The sequence below is a fragment of the Pseudoflavonifractor sp. HCP28S3_F10 genome, from assembly GCF_052065415.1.
GTDB lineage: Bacteria > Bacillota > Clostridia > Oscillospirales > Oscillospiraceae > Pseudoflavonifractor_A.
Genome location: NZ_JBQHUB010000012.1, coordinates 56,257 through 73,248 on the forward strand (window position 1 = coordinate 56,257; position 16,992 = coordinate 73,248).

Here is a 16,992-nt window from a genome sequence, read left to right on the forward strand (position 1 = left end):
CCCGGTCCAAACCGACCGGGGGCGCCTGCGTGTTCCCGCTTATTTGCCCAGATAGGCTTTTTTGACCGCCTCGTTGGCCATCAGCTCGCGGCCGGGGCCGGACAGGGTGATCCGCCCCGTCTCCATCACATAGCCCAGGTCGGCGGTGTGGAGGGCCATGTTGGCGTTCTGCTCGATGAGCAGGATGGTCACGCCCTGTTTGTTGATCTCCCGGATGATCTCAAAGATCCCCTTGACCACCAGCGGCGCCAGGCCCAGGGACGGTTCATCCATCATCATGATCTTGGGCCGGGACATGAGGGCGCGGCCCACGGCCAGCATCTGCTGCTCGCCGCCGGACAGGGTGCCCGCCGCCTGCCAGGAGCGCTCCTTCAGCCGGGGGAAGAGGTCATAGACCCACCGCAGGTCCTCGTCCAGGCTGTCCTTGCGGAGATAGGCCCCGATCTTCAGGTTCTCCAATACCGTCAGGTCGGGGAAGACCCGCCGTCCCTCGGGCACCAGGGTGATGCCCTTGGACACGATGCGGTCGGGAGACAGGCCGGTGATGTCCTCCGCCTGGAGGTGGATCCGGCCGCTGGTCGGCTTCACCAGTCCGGCAATGGTGCGCAGAGTGGTGGACTTTCCGGCGCCGTTGGCGCCGATGAGCGTCACGATCTGGCGCTCGGGCACCTCAAAGGTGATCCCCTTGACGGCCTCGATGCCGCCGTATCTCACTTTCAGGTCGTCAATTTTCAGCATCGTCTGCCACCCCCAGGTATGCCTCGATGACGCGGGGATCATTCTGGACCTCCGCGGGCGTGCCCTGGGCGATGAGACGGCCAAAGTCCAGGACATAGATACGGTCGGAGATCTGCATGACCAGGTCCATATGGTGCTCGATCATAAAGACGGACAGGTCATACTCGCTCCGGATCTGCTTGATGAAATCGGTGAGCTCCTGGGTCTCCTGAGGATTCATGCCGGCGGCCGGCTCGTCCAGCAGCAGGAGCTTGGGCTCGGTGGCAAGGGCGCGGGCGATCTCCAGCCGGCGCTGCAGGCCGTAGGGCAGGCTGCCCGCCACCTCGTCCTTCAGGTGGGCCAGACCCTGCTCCTCCAGCAGGGCCATGGCCTCCTCCCGCATGCGCCGCTCCTCCGCCCGGTTCAGGCGGAAGGTGGCCGACAGGAAGTTCTGCTTGGCCCGCATGTGCTTGGCAATGAGCACGTTTTCAAAGACGGTCAGGGCCGAGAAGAGCCGGATGTTCTGGAAGGTACGGGCGATGCCCCGATGGGTGATCCGGTCGGGCGTGGGGCTGAGCCTGTGGGTGTAGCGACCCTTGTTCTCCCCGGCGTAGAGCTTTTCCATCTTGCCCTGGGGGTAGTTCTCCACCATGGGCTCCCCCAGGAAGGACACCCGCCCGTTGGTGGGCTCATAGACTCCGGTGATGCAGTTGAAGGCAGTGGTCTTGCCGGCGCCGTTGGGGCCGATGAGGGCCACGATCTCCCCCTGATTGACCTCCAGGGACAGGTTGTTCACCGCCACCACGCCGCCAAACTGCATGGTTATATCCTCAACTCGAAGGACGTTCTGGCTCATCTGGCTGCCTCCTTCCTGTTTTTGCGCTGCCGGAAGAGGTCGGGCAGCTCCTTGTCGCCCATGATGCCCCGGCGGAAGAAGAGCACCACGATCATGATGACCACCGAGAAAACCACCATGCGGAAGCCGTTGCGGAGCAGGGGGACCTTAAAGCCGCTGCTCAGCACCATCTCGCTGTCCAGGAAGCGGAGCCACCACTCGGAGCAGGCGATATACAGGAACGAGGCGATGCAGGAGCCGGACACCGATCCGATGCCGCCGATGACCACGATGAGCAATATCTCATAGGTCATGGCCGAGGTGAAGGGCTTTGCCTGGACCTGGTTGGAATACATGGCCAGCAGCGCGCCGCCCACGCCTGCAAAGAAGGAGCTGACGCAGAAGGAGAGCATCTTGTGTCGGGCCAGATTGATACCCATGGCCTCGGCGGCGATCTCATCCTCCCGGATGGCCTTGAAGGCCCGGCCATAGGAGGAGTTGATAAGCAGCACGATGACGGTGATGCAGAGGATGGCCACCAGGAAGGGGACGAAGGTGGACAGGCGCAGCACCACCGCGCCGCCGGCGTTCTTGACATTGAAGCTGGTAAAGGTGGGGAAATTTTTGAGCATATTGGCGCCGTTGGTCACCGGGCCCAGGGCGTCCCACTGGAATACCGCCCGCAATATCTCGGCAAAGCCCAGGGTGGCGATGGCCAGGTAGTCGCTCTTGAGCCGGAGGACCGGCAGGCCGATGAGATAGGCAAAGCCTGCGGCCACCAGGCCGGCCAGGATGATGGCCAGCGCCACGCCCAGAATCAGGCCGATGACCTCACCGCCCGGGATGGGGGGCGCGAGCACCTCCTGCAAAGCGAACTTCACCGCCGAGCCGCCATACAGGTAATACACGCTCTCCTTGGTAGCGGAGGGCACGGTGAGAATGGCATATGTATAAGCGCCCAGGAGCATAAAGCCCGCCTGACCCAGAGAGAACAGGCCGGTAAAACCGTTGAGCAGATTGAGGGACACCGCCACCAGAGAGTAGACCGCGCCCTTTTTCAGCACGGGGAAGAGCATGGAGGTGGGCTTGAGCACATTCTCCAGCACCACGATCACGGCCAGCAGGAGGATGATGCACACCAGGGCGATCCACACACCCTTCTTGCTTTTGTTCTGTTTCATTGCGCACCCCTCCTTTAGACCTTGTCGGTGGCCTTTTCACCGAAGAGTCCGGTGGGCTTGGCCACCAGCACCACGATGAGCAGGGCGAAGGTGAACGCGTCGGAAAAGACTGTCCAGTCGGAGCCCTTGATGACCGTCTCGCAGATGCCGATGAGGAACGCCCCGATGACGGCGCCGGGGATGGAGCCGATGCCGCCGAACACCGCCGCCACGAAGGCCTTCAGGCCGGGCATGGCGCCCGACAGGGGCACGATGGACTGGTAATTGGTGAAGTAGAGCATGGAGCCCACCGCCGCCAGGAAGGAGCCGATGATAAAGGTCATGGAGATGACCGAATTGATCTTGATGCCCATGAGCTGGCTGGTCTCAAAGTCCTTGGCCACCGCCCGCATGGCCATGCCGATCTTGGTGTGGTTGATGAGCTGGGTCAGGCCGATGACAAGGGCCAGCACCAGCACGGGCGTGACCAGGGTGACCCACTTGGTAGCAGCCCCCATCACCACCACCGTGTCCGACAGGAAGGGGATGGTGGGGTACATCTGGGGCAGGCCGCCGGTGACATAGGTGGCCAGGTTCTGGAGCAGATAGCTCACGCCGATGGCCGAGATCATAACCGACATGCGGGGGGCGGAGCGCAGGGGCTTATAGGCCGCGCGCTCGATGACGAAGCCCAGGGCCACCGTGGCCGCCAGCACCAGCAGCATGGCCGCCGGCAGCGGCAGCCATGTCACGGTGTAGACCAGCAGCAGGCCGGCCACCATGAACACGTCGCCGTGGGCAAAGTTGATCAGGCGGAGGATGCCGTACACCATGGTATAGCCGATGGCGATCAGGGCGTATTGTCCGCCCACCGAGATTCCGGAGAGCAGGATGGAAATAGCAAACTCCACAGAGTTCCCTCCTTTGCGTGATTTGGGCTGTCTCGAAAAGAGCCATGGGCTCCTTTCGAGGCAGCCCATCGCTGCGTCTGACACAGTGCTTGGCGGGGGCAGCCGCCCCCGCCAAGCCAGAATGTCTTATCTTGGTTCGCCGGAGACGGGCGCTCAGCCGGCCTGCTGCTCCTTTTCCAGCATCCAGGCGCTGTTGGCGTTGTCGGCCACCTTGATGTACGCGGTATCGCGGACGGCGTCGCCCACCTCGTCAAAGGCGATGGCGCCGGACACGCCGGTGTAGGTCACGCCGGGCAGGGCGGCCTTGATGGCGGCGGGATCGGTGGAGCCGGCGGTCTTGATGGCCTCCAGTGCCACATAGTAGGCGTCATAGCCCATGGCGGTGACGGCCGCGATGGTGTCGTTGCCGCCGTTGTTGGTCTTGGCGGTGGCGTCGCTGTTGATCCAGGCCTTGATGCCCTCGTCAAACTCCGGAGAGCCGCCCTCCTGATAGAAGGTGGAGCAGTAGATCTGTACGCTGCTGCCGGCGGCGGCCTCCAGCACCATGTTGCTGTCCAGGGTATCGGAGCCCAGGATGGGGGCGGCGATATTCAGGGAGGCGGCCTGCTTCACGATCTGGGTAGAGTAGGCGATGGACACGGGGCAGAAGATAACGTCGGCGTTCTCGCTCTTGGCCTTGTTCAGGTAGGAGCTGAAGTCGGAGTTGTTGGTGGGGAAGGAGTCCTTGATGACCTTGCCGCCGCCGGCGGTGAAGGCCTGCTCAAAGTAGGAGATCAGGCCCTGGTCATACTCGTTGCCCAGCTCGCCCAGCAGATAGGCGGTCTTGGCGTCAAACTTCTCCTGGGCGAAATTGGCCAGGACGGTGCCCTGGAAGGGATCCAGGAAGCAGATACGGAAATAGTAGTCGTTGCCGGCGGTGACGTTGGGGTTGGTGCACGTCACGCCGATGGCGGCCAGTCCGGCATCGCCGAAGGTGGGGCCGGCAGCGATGGACACGCCGGAACCGTAGGAGCCCAGGACCAGGCTCACGCCCTCGTCCACCAGCTTGGAGGCGGCGGACACGGCCTTGTCGGTAGAAGAGCCGTTATCGGCATAGACCAGCTCGACCTGATAGGACTCACCGCCGATCTCCACGGTGGGAGTCTCCTTGTTGGCGTACTGCATGCCCAGCATCTCCTGCTTGCCGCCGGCGCCGGAGTCGCCGGTGGAGGGCTCGTATACGCCGATCTTCACGACCTTATCGCCGGCGGAGCTGCCGGGGGTCTGACTGTTGCCCGAGCCGCCGCAGCCGGCCAGGAGGCCCAGAGCCATAGCCCCGGCCAGGACGAGAGACAAAGCTTTGTTGCGTTTCATTTCATTTCCTCCTTGCGTGTGGGTCGCCCCACTGTATTTGCTACGCAGACAAATGTATTTGTCTCATCTATTATACGTCCTTTCTCTATGAATTGCAACAGTTTTATTTTCTTCTTTCATTTCCAGCCTTTGAAATTTCAGGGCTATTCCCGCTTTCACGTCCCAAACTTAATAAAGAGCGGCCCTTTTTCTCCCCACAGCGCCCGGGCGCAGGTCTTTTTTCCATCTGCCCGCCGGAGGCAGTTCTTTCCGGATGTCCGCTTCCCGCGCACATCCATGCTCCGGCGGTATTTGCAGTCCGGCCTGCCGGGCGCTGCAAGTTCTCCCGCTCCGCCCTTCAGGGCATCACGGTGACGGTCTGGGTACAGGAAAAGGTCTCTCCCGGCTCCAGCAGGCGGACAGCGGGACGGTGGAACAGGTCGTGGTCTCCGCCGGCGGCGTCAGGCAGGCCGTGCCAGGGCTCGATGCAGACAAAGCGCATGGGGCCCGGTTTGGACCAGAGCAGCACATAGGGGAAGCCCTCCATCCCCAGGCGGAGCGCGGGGCCCGGCTCCTTTGTGCCCAGCTCGATCCACCGGGTGCGCAGCCCCCTCAGGCAGATGGAGTCCTGCTCGAAGAGCCGGTCGTCCAGCGCCACCCGGTCCTGCCCGGTGAACCGGGGGCGGGTGCCGGTGACGAATCCCTCCGGCGTCAGTACCTCCTCCGGCTCCTCCGGCCCCTCGAACCGCAGCTCGTGGCCGAGGGTGTCCAGTCCCTCTGTCAGGGGCAGGGCAAAGGCATAATGGAACCCGGCCTGGAAGGGCATGGTCCGTCCGTCCAGATTGGCCACCCGGTAGGTGGAGCGCAGGGTGCGCCCCTCCACCTCGTAGACCGTCTCAAACCGGAATTTCCACGGATAGCGCGCCAGCGTCTCCTCCGACCAGTCCAGCCGGAACACCAGTCTTTTCTCATCCCGCTCGATCAGGGTATGCTCATACTCCCGGGCAAAGCCATGGGGGCCGTTCTCATACCGCCGTCCGTCCTGTTCAAAGTACCCGTCCTTCAGCCGGCCGCACCAGGGAAAGCAGGCGGGGGCACGGCGGCCCCACACCGCCTTGTCGCCGCTCCACATCCATTCCCGGCCGCCGCACCGCAGGGACTGGAGCTCTGCTCCCATTCCCCGCACCGTGATCTCCAGCCCGGCTCCCTTGATCTGCTCATCCATGTGGCTTCCTCCTTGTTCGGTATTTTCTTCATTGTACTCTGTTTCCCTCTCCGGAGCAAGGCGCTCCGCGGCCGGCCGGCGGCTCAGGGCCGGGCAGGACGCTTTCCGAAGCCGAAACATCCTGTTCCTCCCCGCAAATTATGGTATTTGCAATTCCGTTTTGTATGCGATAAACTATCTGCAATCATTCCTTTTCGCTGAGCCTGTCAACTGCCATACTGCCTGTGCCGCGTATTTCTTTTCAAACCGTGCCCGATATGACAAGGAGGGAGATCATGCTTTTGGACCGCGATACCGCCATATGTATTCTCAAAAAGTTGGAATCCGTCCAGCCGTTCCCGGTCCATATCATGGACCGGGAGGGAATCGTCATCGCTTCTTCCGTTCCGCAGCGGGTCGGGCAGTTAAATGCCGCCGCGGTCCAGTATTTACAGCGTTCCTGTTCCCCCGGCCGGATACCGGCCGCCGAAGCGGATGCCGCTCCGTCTTCCATCGCCTGCGTGACCCTGCGTCACCGGATCGCAGGCGCCATTGAGCTGGAGAATCTGCCGGCTTCAGACAGCGCCTGCCTCGAACTGGCAAAAACCGTTGCCGAGCTGATGCTGGAACGTGAGGATCGAAACAGCAAGCAAAAAGAAAGCGGCTCTTCCCTCGGCAATACGCTCTCCGTGCTGGTAGGCGTCCATCCGCAGGACCCCGGACAGCTCATAAAGGATCTGCAGCACCTGGGGGTGGATCTTTCCATTCCACGCACCTCTCTGCTCCTCCAACTATCCAAGACGGACACGATCGACCTTCCCAGCGGGAACCGCAGACTTGTCCTTGACAAAAAACAGTATCTGTATTCCGTGGAGCAATTCTTAAATCAACTCCCCAACTATTTTTATCAGAAGCAGGATCTGATCCTGACCGACACATCCGAGCAGAACGCCATCGTTCTGTCCGTCAACCGCAGAAAAGAGCCCGAGTCCAACGCCATGTACCTGTTTGATCTGTGCAGGAGCCTGGCGGATATTGCAAAGAAAGATTATTGCCTGGTCCTGCATGCCGTCGTCGGGATCCAATGCTGCGATCTTTCCGACTACGAGAGGCAGTATGAGCAGTTGACACTGCGCCTTTCCTCCGGCAAGCTGCTTTATCCCGAGCGAAACGTCTTTTTGGGCAATTCCATCGTGCTGGGCAATTTTATCGCCCACACCTCCAGGAAGGTCCTTCAAAACATCGTCTCTTTTGTATACGGGCGCCTGCTCGCGTCCAAAATGGATCAGATCCTGCTGGAGACCCTGAAAACATATTTTGAATGTGATCTCAATCTGACCGTGACCGCCCAAAAGCTTTATACCCACCGGAACACATTGCAGCATCGGTTTAAAAAGATCGAGGAGCTCACCGGCTTCTCCGTCCACACCACGGACGGTCTGTTGACCCTGCGGCTTGCATTCCTGTGTTACAGCAGGCTGCAGGCCGCAGAGGAGGACGCTCCATAGCGGTGGAGGACCGTCCCTCACGCTCTTCCGCTTTCAAATAGATCCAAGCGGTAAATATAAAATTTTCCTATAAAATTGCACAAAATCCCGCAAAATATCTGCGGATCTGTTGTTCGTTTGAACAACAGATCCGCAGATATTTTTGTCCATCCATTATTATAATGTACAATGCTTTTCCCGGCCGGATTTAGTACCATTGTGTCGTAAAAAAGCACCTGCAGGTTCAATTCCCAAAGTGATGCCTCCAGGCCAGGGGCACCGTCTCCGCGGTGAAGCGCGCGGCAATTTATCATAATTGGGGGAATGTGACATGAAGAAAATCGCAGTTATGGGCACAGGCGGCACCGGATGCACCGTCGCCTCTGAGCTTTCCATGCGCGGATACGAGGTGTGGCTGTGCGACGTCTTCCAGAAGGAAGGAGACCAAATCTCCACAGAATATTCCGTGATGATGGAGCTCTCGGGCGCCATTGAGGGGACGGCCGCCATCCACGCGGTCACAAACGACGTGAAGGCCACGCTGAGCGGTGCGGAGCTGGTCATCTGCTGTACGATCTCCAACCTGGATGAGCAGGTGGCCCGTCTGATCGCGCCCCACCTTGAGCCGGGCGCCGCTGTGCTCGTGAGCGCCGGAAATCTGGGCTCGCTCATCTACCACAGGGTCTTTCAGGAGTATGGCGTCAACGATGTGGTGGTGGGCGACACCTGCGGCAACCTGTTCTCCTGCCGCCGGCTGGGAGACCGGCAGGCCTTTGCCTGCAACGCATACAGGCCCAAAAAAGCCGCCGCCTTCCCCGCCCGGGATACCGCGCGGCTGGTCAAGGCCTTTGAGGGAGTATATGAGCTCATCCCCGCCAGCTCTATTCTGGAGACCGCCTTCAACGCGCCCAACCTGCTCAGCCATATCTCACTGACCATCGTGAACGCGGGGGCCATTGAGAATGCCAGGGAGCCCTATTACATTTTCAAACAGGGCATCTGCCGGAGCACGCTGAATCTGGCGGACGGCATGTGGGCCGAGAAAAAGAAGGTCATGGACGCCCTGGGCCTCCCCTGTACTCCGTCGCCCTCGGGCAACCACCGCAAATATGCGGATCCCACCATCCACCAGTTTGACCACTTCAAGAACCTGATCGGGCCTGACAGCCTCTCCTCCCGGTACATCACCGAGGATATCCCCATCCTGGGCTGTCTGTTCCTGTCTGTGGCAAAGGCGGTGGGCGTGGAGACGCCGCTGTACGCCGCCATGGTGAAGGTGGCCGAGGCCATCAACCAGACGCCCTACTATGAACAGGGCCGGACATTGAAGAACCTGGGGCTGGATCACCTGCATGGCATTCAGATCCTGAAGTACTTCGAAGAGGGAGAATGAGCGGTCTTTGTACCGTGTTGTGTGAGAGACAAAGAAGAAGGGAGTAAACAAAATGGGTAAAACTGCCGCCATCGAAAAAAAGAACTCACCGATGAAATATGTCCACATCGCGATCTCCATCCTGCTGATGTTCGGGTTTGGCTATCTGCCGGCCTTCTCCACCGTGACGCCTCTGGGCATGAAGCTTCTGGGCGTATTTATCGGCGTCATTTACGCCTATTCCACCTGTGAGATCATCTGGCCCTCGCTGCTGGCGATCATCGCCTTCGCCATGACCGGCTATACCTCGGGCATTGCCGAGACGGTCTCTCTGACACTGGGCAGCTCTCTGGTCTTCCAGGTCATCACCCAGTATTTCACCACCGGCGCCATCGTCATTTACGGCGTGAGCAAGTGGCTGATCCGCAAGACCCTGTCCATCAAGGCCTTCCACCGGCGTCCCAAGCTGTATACCTGGTCCTTCATGTTCCTGACCATGTGGTGCTGCATCGTCATGGAGACCATTCCCCTGTTCCTGCTGCTCTACAGCATCTGGAACGATATCGCGGAGAACTGCGGCTATGACAAGAACAGCTCCTTCCGCTATTACGGCTTCGGCGGTATCCTGCTGGCTGAGATGCTGGGCGTTTCCATGATGCCCTACAAGAGCTGGCAGATGGGCCTTGCCAAGAGCTGGGCCAACATTACCGGCACGGCCATCAATCTGGGGCAGATGTTCATGTGCACCGCCGTCATCGGCACCATCGTCATCACTTCCTATATTTTCCTGGGCGCCAGGCTCTTCAAGGTGGATTTCTCCATGATGGAGGCCTTTGATGTGGAAAAGCTGGGCGAGGAGAGCAAGCACCTGCGTCCCAGATGCCAGCGCATCCTGATCGTCTATCTCATCACGGTGTTCCTTGCCATTTTCGCCGGTACGTTCAAGGGCAACGCGCTGTCCAGCTTCATCAACGGCTCGCTGTCCGTGGCCGGCCTCTTCTGCCTGTGCACCGCCATCCTGATGATCCTCCCCTCCGGCGAGGGAGACGGCAAGGCCGCCATCGTCTTCAACGACATCAAGAATACCGATGCCGCCGTTTCCTGGCCCGTGATCTGGATGATCGCCGTTACCATTCCTCTTGCTACCGCCGTCACCTCGGAGGGGACCGGTATCTCCGCCTGGCTGCAGGAGCTGTTCACTCCCGTATTCGGAGGCCGCAGCCCGGTGTTCCTGATGATCCTGACCATCGTCCTCATGGTGTTCCTGACCAACGTGGGCTCCAACATCGCCCTGGGCAATCTGATGATCGCAGTCATCAGCCCCTTCATCGTCTCCTCCGGCGCCAATCCCATGTTCTTCGGCTGCGCGCTGATCTACGCCTGCAACATCGGCATCTTCCTGCCCGGTTCCTCCGCTCCCGCCTCCATTTTCCATGGCCGCAGCGAGATCCCGGATCCCAAGATGCGCATGAAGGTTACCGGCCTGGCCATCGGCCTGCATGTGCTGGTCTCCTGCATCGTGTTCACCATCGCGATGCTGCTGACAAACGGATAAAAAATTTCCCGACAGAAGGGACTGAGACGCTATGAGCAGAATGGCCATTGTTGGCTTCGGCGCCGCAGGATATAACGGCGCCAAGGCCGTGCGGCAGCTGTCTCCCGAAGCGGAGATCGACATCTACTCCGACACCGCTCTGGGGCCGTACAATCCCATGCTCACTACCTATTATGTGAAGGGGGCCATCCCCTATGAGGCGATGTTCCCCTACGGCTCTCCGGAACAGGTCTGCGCGGAGCTGAAGCTGAACTATCATAAAAACCGTCCGGTGACCGGACTCCTTCCGGAAGAAAAAACTCTTTGCTTTGCCGACGGCGGCCGTGAGAAATACGACAAAATCCTGATCAGCACGGGGGCCTCCGCCATCATGCCGCCCATCCCGGGACTGGACCTGTCTGGCGTGATCAAAATGCGCACGGCGGAGGACGCCCTCCGTCTGAAGGGGATGCTGGACAGCGGGGTGGTAAAAAGCGGCCTCGTGATCGGCTCCTCCTGGGTCGGCATCAAGGTCGTGGAGGATCTGGTGGAACGGGGCGTCGCCTGCACCCTTGTGGACGGCGCCGACCAGATGTTCTGCACCGCCACCTTCAGGGAGACGGCCCGGCGCATCCAGCGGGATCTGGAGGCCATGGGCGTGACCGTCCGCTGCGGCCAGATGCTCTCCTGCATCCAGCGGGAGGAGGACGGCCGGCTCACCGCCGTCATGAAGAGCGGCGAGCGCTTCACTGCGGACACCGTGGCGGTGTGTATCGGCGTGCGGATGAATGTGGGGTTCCTCAAGGACAGCGGCATTGCCATAAACCGGGGCATTCTGGTGGACCGGCAGATGCGCACCAGCTGCCAGGGGATCTATGCGGCGGGTGACTGCTGTGAGGCTGTGGATATCCAGAGCGGCACGCCCCGGAACATCGGCGTCTGGTACAACGCGGTGCGCCAGGGCCTGACCGCCGGTACGAACATGGCCGGCGGCAGCATGGAATTCGACGCCAATGTCCTGGTGAATCTGGCCCACTACCTGCACTATGATTTCATCAGCATCGGAGACGTCAGCTCCTGCAGGCCGTCGGACGAGGTCTATGAGTACGAGGACGGGCGGTATTACATTCGGGCCGCCCGGGACGGCCGGACCGTCAAGTGCATCAATATCATCGGAGCTGCGCTCTGCAGCGGCATCGTGAAGAACGCTTTTATCAAATCCATCGAAAGCCCCGATTCCGCGCTGAGCACCCAGACCATCTGTTTCCTGAAAAAAGAAGGGATTCCGGACGGCTTCATCAAATTCTTGGGAGGGGACCCTCTTGACTGAACTGGAGAAAAAACTGAAAGCAAAGATCCCCGGGGAGGACACCGGCATCGAGATCAGGCACTCCCTGTGCGCCATCTGCAGCCCCAGCCACCACTGCGGCCTGGACTGCTACGTCAAGGACGGGAAGATCATCCGGGTGGAGGGCACGCCCGGCCACCCCTACAATCACGGCAAGCTCTGCACAAAGGGTTCCTCCCAGCGCAGCTATGTCTACCGCGAGGACCGCATCCGGACGCCCCTGAAGCGCGTGGGAGAGCGGGGCGAGGGGAAATTCGAACCCATCAGCTGGGATGAGGCCTACCGGATCATTGCCGAAAAGCTCAACCGGGTGAAGGAGGAGTACTCTCCCAACTCTGTCGTCTTCTACAGCGGCTACTCCAAGTGGTACCGGCCCATCTACCAGCGGTTCGCCTATGACTTCGGCAGCGTGAACTTCGGTACCGACGACAGCGTCTGCGCGGTCTCCATGAAAATGGGCAACAAGGTCACCGTGGGAGGCGGGGCCGCGCCCGACATGGCCCACGCAAAGACCTTCCTGGGCTGGAACTACGACGGCTACTACTCCCACCACCTGTCGGTGGAGGGGGTGCGCAAGCTGAAGGAGCGGGGCGGCAAGGTCATCATCATCGACATACGGTATACCCCCGCCGCCAAAAACCTGGCCGACATTTTCCTGCAGATCAACCCCGGCACCGACGGCGCCCTGGCCCTGGGCATGGCCAAGCTCATCATCGACAACGGCTGGGCCGACATGGATTACATCGAGAAGTACACCTACGGCTTTGAGCAGTATAAGGAGCTGGTGCAGCAGTATCCCCTGGAAAAGGTCAGCGAGATCACCGGGCTCAAGCCGGAGGAGATCTACGAGGCCACCAAACTTTACGCCACCAACGGCCCGGCCTGTACCAACTTCTCGGCTTCCGCCCTGGTGCACCGCGTCAACGGCTTCAACACCAACCGGGCGATCCTGTGCCTCTCCGCGCTGACCGGCAACTTCGACCGGGAGGGCGGCAATTATCCCGTCCCGGCCTCCTATCTGCGGCAGCCCGCGGGCTTCAAAACCAGGGACGAGGAGTTCCGTAGCGCCCGCTATCCCGGCACCGCCGAGCGCATCGGCGCCCAGCGCTTCCCGCTGTGGAACGCCCAGTTCGACGAGTTCCAGGCCATGGATCTCCTGCGTCAGCTGGAGGAGGGTACGCCTTACCCCGTCAAGGCCATGTTCGCGCTGGGGTTCAACGCCAAGATGTTCCCGGAGAGCGACCGGCTGCTGGAGGCAATGAAGGAGAAGCTGGACTTTATCGTGGATGTGGACCTCTTTATGAACATGTCCGCGAAGTATGCCGACATCGTGCTTCCTGCCTGCTCCTCGGTGGAGCGCAGCGAGCTCAAGTGCTACCGGGGCGGATACCTGGTGTATACCAAACCGGCCATCAAGCCCCTGTATGAGTCCAAGTCCGATGTGGATATCCTGTGTGAACTGGCCAGAGTCATGGACCTGGACGACGATCTGCTCAAGCAGGGGTATGAGGCCTGCCTGGACTGGATGATCGACGGCTGCGGCCTGACCATCGCCGATCTGAAAAAGAGCGACATGCCCATGAAGGTACCCACCGCCCAGTGGCCCGTCAAGCCCGGAAAATACCTGAAGGAGGGCTTCAAGACCTCCACCGGAAAGTTCGAGTTCTACTCCACCGCCATCGCGGCCATCGACCCCAGGTACGGTCTGGACCCGCTGCCCAGCTATGTGGATCCTCTCTTCGACCAGAACGACGAGGAGACCCGGAGGGACTACCCCTTCTGCCTGTGCACCGGCGCCCGCAAGGCCTACGCGATCCACTCCCGCCTGCACGATACGCCGTGGATCCACAGCCTGCAGCCCGATCCCACCTGCGAGGTCAACCGGCAGGACGCCGCCCGGCTGGGGCTCAGGGACGGAGACGACGCGACCCTCTCCAGCCCTTACGGCGAGATCCGTATGAAGGTAAAGACCACCAGCAAGATCAAGCCCGGCGTCATTATGGCTCTGCCCGGCTATACCCAGGCCAATGTGAACAACCTCCTGGGCCGGAATCACCTGGATCCCTACAGCGGCTTCCCGGGGTATAAGGGAATGCGCTGCAATATCAGCAAATATCAGGGGGCCAAAGCATGAAATATGTGTTTGTATTTGACGAAGACCGGTGCTGTGCCTGCTCCGCCTGCATGATCGGGTGTATGGACCAGAACGACGTGGACCCCGCCGCGCAGGATCCCTGCTTCCGCAGGACCTTTGACGAGGAGATCGAGCAGGCCGACGGCAGTGTGTACTGCGCCTATCTCTCCGCGGCGTGCATGCACTGTACCGACGCGCCCTGCATCGCCGCATGTCCGGTGGGCTGCCTCAGCAAGGATCCGGATACCGGCTTTACCATCTATGACAACACCAACTGCATCGGCTGCAAGAGCTGCGCCCTGGCCTGCCCCTTCGGCGCGCCGCGCTACCGTCCCTCCGACGGAAAAATGGTGAAGTGCGACGGCTGCAACACCCGGGTGAAAAACGGCCTGCAGCCCGCGTGCGTCCGGGCCTGCTCCTTCGGCGCGCTGACCTGCGTGCCTGAGGAGGAATATCTCTCCGGCAGCAGCGGCAAGGCGTGCAATGCGCTCTTGTCCCAGATCGCCCCGAAAAAGACGATCTGACCGGAGGCCTGTTTTCAACTGTGTGTCAAGCCCTTGGAGAGGGGCTTTAAAAACTACTACTTTTATTGATACGAGGTGCGCAACATGACGGAGTATACCAAAGGGCTGTGCGACTTTATCACAAAACTGGAGTTCAAGGATCTGGCTCCCGAGCTGGTGGAAAAGGCAAAGATGCTCACCCTGCATGTGGTGGGCGCCGCCCTGGCGGGCAGGACCCTGCCCACGGCAGTCAGCGCCAGAAGTACGGCCCGGGCAGTGATCGGCCAGTCCTCGGACATGATGTCCACCATGTGGGGCGAGCCCGGCAAGGTGCCCATGCACGGGGCCATCATGGCCAACGCCGTAGCCGCCGATACCCTGGACTGGGAGGACTGCAGCTACACCGGCCACCCCAGCGCCCACCTGATCTCGGTCTCCATGGCCATGACCGAGGCCATGCACAAGAGCGGCAAGGACTTTATCACCGCGGTCATCGGCGGCTTTGAGGTGTATCAGCGCGTGGCCTGCTACATCCAGCCCACTCCCGAGTATAATACCAAAAAGTACGGCTGGGGCCTGGGCTCCTGGCAGATCTTCGCCGGCGCTCCCGCCGCCGGAAAGCTGCTGGGCTGCGACGCCGAGCAGTTCAACCTGCTGATGGGCGCCACCGCCTGTTCCACCCCTGTGGTCAACGCCATTCTCGCTCAGCAGCATTCTGACTTCTATCATCTTCAGTACGCCATCACCAGCCTGACCGGCGTCATGGTGGCCGGCATGGCCAAGCGCAACGAGCTGGACAACATCTACAACGTTATGGATGTGGAATCCGGCTATCCCATGATGATGCGCGGCTTTGCCAACGAGGGCTGGATCGACCGCAACGTGGGGACCGAGTATCTGTTCGGCGATCTTCTGCTCAAGCACTGGCCCTCCAACATGTGGATCCAGACGCCGCTGGACTGCCTGGACGAGCTGAAGCGGGCCCACGACTTCCAGCCGGATGAGATCGAGGAGATCTTCGTCAGTCCCACCTATCTGGAGCGGGACAAGTTCAGCTGGGACGGCTACGCCAGCTGCCGCGACGCTCAGTTCAGCATTCCTTACTGCCTGGCGGCCTACCTGCTGCGGGGCGCGCCCGGCCCCAACTGGTACGACGCCAGCCGCCTGGCGGACAAGTCCCTGCTGGAGCTGGCCTCCCGGGTCAAGATGGATCCGGACAATCTCCAGGATCTGACCGTGGCCTTCAGCATGTTCCAGAGCGGCTCCTTCCCCTCCACCACCGTGCGCGTCACCCTGAAGGACGGACAGCAGTTTGAAAAGACCCTGCCCTTCCCCAAGGGTCATCCCAGGAACCCCTTCCAGTGGGAGGATGTGGAGCGCACCTTCCGGGTGGGCGCCAAGGCCGCCAACCTGTCCGAGGGCAAGACCGCCCGCTTTATCGAGCTGTGCCATGTCATCGACCAGCTGGACGATATGTCCCAGCTGGCGGAGTGCCTGTCCCTGTAAGCTCTAATTTCTTTAAAACAATCGCCGCAGCTCTTATCGGAAAGGATGTGGAAATAATATGTATGGCTGGAGAGCCAGAATCGGACTGATCAGCCCCATGCCGGGCGAAAATGTGGAGCACGCCTTTCACATTTATGCGCCGGACGGCGTCTCCTTCTCTTCCATGAAGATGCCTTTCCCAGGCCCCACCCCTGAGGGACTGAAGATCCTCACCGGTCAGCTAGAGGACACTGCGTCCAAATATAAGGGACAAGATCTAGACCTGATTGTGTTCTGCTGCACCTCCGGCAGCTTTATTCAAGGTGTGGGCTGGGACAAGGAGTGCATGGAGCGTATCAAACAGGCCAGCGGTACGCCGGGCCTTACCACCAGCACCGCCGTGTTGGAATCGCTCAACGCCCTGGGAGCCAGATCGCTGGCCGTACTAACCCCCTACCCCGACGCCACCAATGAAGCTGAGCGCAAATTCTTGGAAGATAACGGCTTTGAGGTCCGGACCATCCTGGGCATGGATATGTCCGGGGTTGAAAAGGGCCGCATCTACAATGCGGAGAAGCCTTTTTTGTATCGGAACTCCGTGAAGATGGATCTGAAAGGGGCCGATGTGTTCTTCTTGAGTTGCATGGCTTTGGACACCCTGGGGCTGGTGGGCGATCTGGAGACAGATCTTGGCATACCAGTGGTAACCAGTCATCAGGCAACCTTATGGAGCGCGCTGCGCCATTGCGGAATCAAAACTAGGCAGCCCCATTTGGGCAAACTGTTTGCCATCTGATCAGGCGTCCCCACCGGGCATAACCTTTTTATATGAGATCTCAGAAGGGCCCCGCCGCCCCCCCCCCCCCCCCGCCGCGGCCCCGGCCGCCCTCTCACAAAAAACCAAAACCACCCCCCCCCCATTTTGCACCGAGGTACTTAACACACCCCCCCCGAATAAAAGCCCTCCCGC

The 16,992-nt window shown here is 60.6% G+C and carries 14 protein-coding genes; 8 read left to right on the plus strand and 6 right to left on the minus strand.

Annotated elements, in window-relative coordinates:
- Positions 1 to 39 precede the first annotated feature (39 nt).
- The 6 genes from ACTNBZ_RS07130 to ACTNBZ_RS07155 all read right to left on the minus strand — a co-directional run bounded on the left by ACTNBZ_RS07130 (position 40) and on the right by ACTNBZ_RS07155 (position 6,180).
- On the minus strand, positions 40 to 738 hold the full coding sequence (locus tag ACTNBZ_RS07130; protein WP_441208979.1) for an ABC transporter ATP-binding protein: 699 nt from the start codon (positions 736 to 738) through the stop codon (positions 40 to 42).
- Positions 725 to 1,573 (minus strand): ABC transporter ATP-binding protein, encoded by an 849-nt coding sequence (locus ACTNBZ_RS07135; protein WP_441208980.1) that lies wholly within the window; start codon positions 1,571 to 1,573, stop codon positions 725 to 727. The genes ACTNBZ_RS07130 and ACTNBZ_RS07135 overlap by 14 nt, the downstream gene beginning before the upstream one ends.
- The gene (locus ACTNBZ_RS07140) at positions 1,570 to 2,733 is read right to left on the minus strand and encodes a branched-chain amino acid ABC transporter permease (RefSeq protein ID WP_441208981.1); all 1,164 of its coding nucleotides are present in this window, start codon (positions 2,731 to 2,733) and stop codon (positions 1,570 to 1,572) included. The genes ACTNBZ_RS07135 and ACTNBZ_RS07140 overlap by 4 nt, the downstream gene beginning before the upstream one ends.
- A gap of 14 nt (positions 2,734 to 2,747) precedes the next feature.
- On the minus strand, positions 2,748 to 3,623 hold the full coding sequence (locus ACTNBZ_RS07145; protein WP_441208982.1) for a branched-chain amino acid ABC transporter permease: 876 nt from the start codon (positions 3,621 to 3,623) through the stop codon (positions 2,748 to 2,750).
- A gap of 153 nt (positions 3,624 to 3,776) precedes the next feature.
- Positions 3,777 to 4,976, minus strand: coding sequence for an ABC transporter substrate-binding protein (locus ACTNBZ_RS07150; protein ID WP_441208983.1), 1,200 nt, complete (start codon positions 4,974 to 4,976; stop codon positions 3,777 to 3,779).
- Positions 4,977 to 5,313: 337 nt separating this feature from the next.
- On the minus strand, positions 5,314 to 6,180 hold the full coding sequence (locus ACTNBZ_RS07155) for an aldose 1-epimerase family protein (RefSeq protein ID WP_441208984.1): 867 nt from the start codon (positions 6,178 to 6,180) through the stop codon (positions 5,314 to 5,316).
- 275 nt (positions 6,181 to 6,455) lie between these two features.
- Between ACTNBZ_RS07155 and ACTNBZ_RS07160 the strand changes: the two genes are divergently transcribed.
- From ACTNBZ_RS07160 to ACTNBZ_RS07195, 8 genes are all read left to right on the plus strand, one after another.
- Positions 6,456 to 7,667, plus strand: a complete 1,212-nt coding sequence (locus tag ACTNBZ_RS07160; RefSeq protein WP_441208985.1) for a helix-turn-helix domain-containing protein — start codon at positions 6,456 to 6,458, stop codon at positions 7,665 to 7,667.
- A 310-nt stretch (positions 7,668 to 7,977) separates the two neighbouring features.
- A complete protein-coding gene (locus ACTNBZ_RS07165; RefSeq protein ID WP_441208986.1) occupies positions 7,978 to 9,039 on the plus strand; it encodes an NAD/NADP octopine/nopaline dehydrogenase family protein in 1,062 nt (353 codons plus the stop codon).
- Between the two features lie 52 nt (positions 9,040 to 9,091).
- Positions 9,092 to 10,573, plus strand: coding sequence for an SLC13 family permease (locus tag ACTNBZ_RS07170; RefSeq protein WP_441208987.1), 1,482 nt, complete (start codon positions 9,092 to 9,094; stop codon positions 10,571 to 10,573).
- Between the two features lie 31 nt (positions 10,574 to 10,604).
- The gene (locus ACTNBZ_RS07175; protein WP_441208988.1) at positions 10,605 to 11,882 is read left to right on the plus strand and encodes an NAD(P)/FAD-dependent oxidoreductase; all 1,278 of its coding nucleotides are present in this window, start codon (positions 10,605 to 10,607) and stop codon (positions 11,880 to 11,882) included.
- A complete protein-coding gene (locus ACTNBZ_RS07180; protein ID WP_441208989.1) occupies positions 11,875 to 14,034 on the plus strand; it encodes a molybdopterin-containing oxidoreductase family protein in 2,160 nt (719 codons plus the stop codon). Before ACTNBZ_RS07175 ends, ACTNBZ_RS07180 begins: the two co-directional genes overlap by 8 nt.
- Positions 14,031 to 14,558 carry a 4Fe-4S dicluster domain-containing protein gene (locus ACTNBZ_RS07185; RefSeq protein ID WP_441208990.1) on the plus strand — a complete coding sequence of 176 codons (528 nt, stop codon included), beginning with the start codon at positions 14,031 to 14,033 and terminating at the stop codon, positions 14,556 to 14,558. The genes ACTNBZ_RS07180 and ACTNBZ_RS07185 overlap by 4 nt, the downstream gene beginning before the upstream one ends.
- Before the next feature lie 84 nt (positions 14,559 to 14,642).
- Complete coding sequence (locus tag ACTNBZ_RS07190) at positions 14,643 to 16,043, plus strand: MmgE/PrpD family protein (RefSeq protein WP_441208991.1); 1,401 nt, start codon at positions 14,643 to 14,645, stop codon at positions 16,041 to 16,043.
- A gap of 58 nt (positions 16,044 to 16,101) precedes the next feature.
- Complete coding sequence (locus tag ACTNBZ_RS07195) at positions 16,102 to 16,818, plus strand: maleate cis-trans isomerase family protein (protein WP_441208992.1); 717 nt, start codon at positions 16,102 to 16,104, stop codon at positions 16,816 to 16,818.
- Positions 16,819 to 16,992 lie beyond the last annotated feature (174 nt).

What these genes read in the sequence shown, in the direction of transcription:
- ACTNBZ_RS07130 (WP_441208979.1), bottom strand. Translation starts at nt 738, where the DNA reads ATGCTGAAAATTGACGACCTGAAAGTGAGATACGGCGGCATCGAGGCC.
- ACTNBZ_RS07135 (WP_441208980.1), bottom strand. Translation starts at nt 1,573, where the DNA reads ATGAGCCAGAACGTCCTTCGAGTTGAGGATATAACCATGCAGTTTGGC.
- ACTNBZ_RS07140 (WP_441208981.1), bottom strand. Translation starts at nt 2,733, where the DNA reads ATGAAACAGAACAAAAGCAAGAAGGGTGTGTGGATCGCCCTGGTGTGC.
- ACTNBZ_RS07150 (WP_441208983.1), bottom strand. Translation starts at nt 4,976, where the DNA reads ATGAAACGCAACAAAGCTTTGTCTCTCGTCCTGGCCGGGGCTATGGCT.
- ACTNBZ_RS07155 (WP_441208984.1), bottom strand. Translation starts at nt 6,180, where the DNA reads ATGGATGAGCAGATCAAGGGAGCCGGGCTGGAGATCACGGTGCGGGGA.
- ACTNBZ_RS07160 (WP_441208985.1), top strand. Translation starts at nt 6,456, where the DNA reads ATGCTTTTGGACCGCGATACCGCCATATGTATTCTCAAAAAGTTGGAA.
- ACTNBZ_RS07165 (WP_441208986.1), top strand. Translation starts at nt 7,978, where the DNA reads ATGAAGAAAATCGCAGTTATGGGCACAGGCGGCACCGGATGCACCGTC.
- ACTNBZ_RS07170 (WP_441208987.1), top strand. Translation starts at nt 9,092, where the DNA reads ATGGGTAAAACTGCCGCCATCGAAAAAAAGAACTCACCGATGAAATAT.
- ACTNBZ_RS07175 (WP_441208988.1), top strand. Translation starts at nt 10,605, where the DNA reads ATGAGCAGAATGGCCATTGTTGGCTTCGGCGCCGCAGGATATAACGGC.
- ACTNBZ_RS07185 (WP_441208990.1), top strand. Translation starts at nt 14,031, where the DNA reads ATGAAATATGTGTTTGTATTTGACGAAGACCGGTGCTGTGCCTGCTCC.
- ACTNBZ_RS07190 (WP_441208991.1), top strand. Translation starts at nt 14,643, where the DNA reads ATGACGGAGTATACCAAAGGGCTGTGCGACTTTATCACAAAACTGGAG.
- ACTNBZ_RS07195 (WP_441208992.1), top strand. Translation starts at nt 16,102, where the DNA reads ATGTATGGCTGGAGAGCCAGAATCGGACTGATCAGCCCCATGCCGGGC.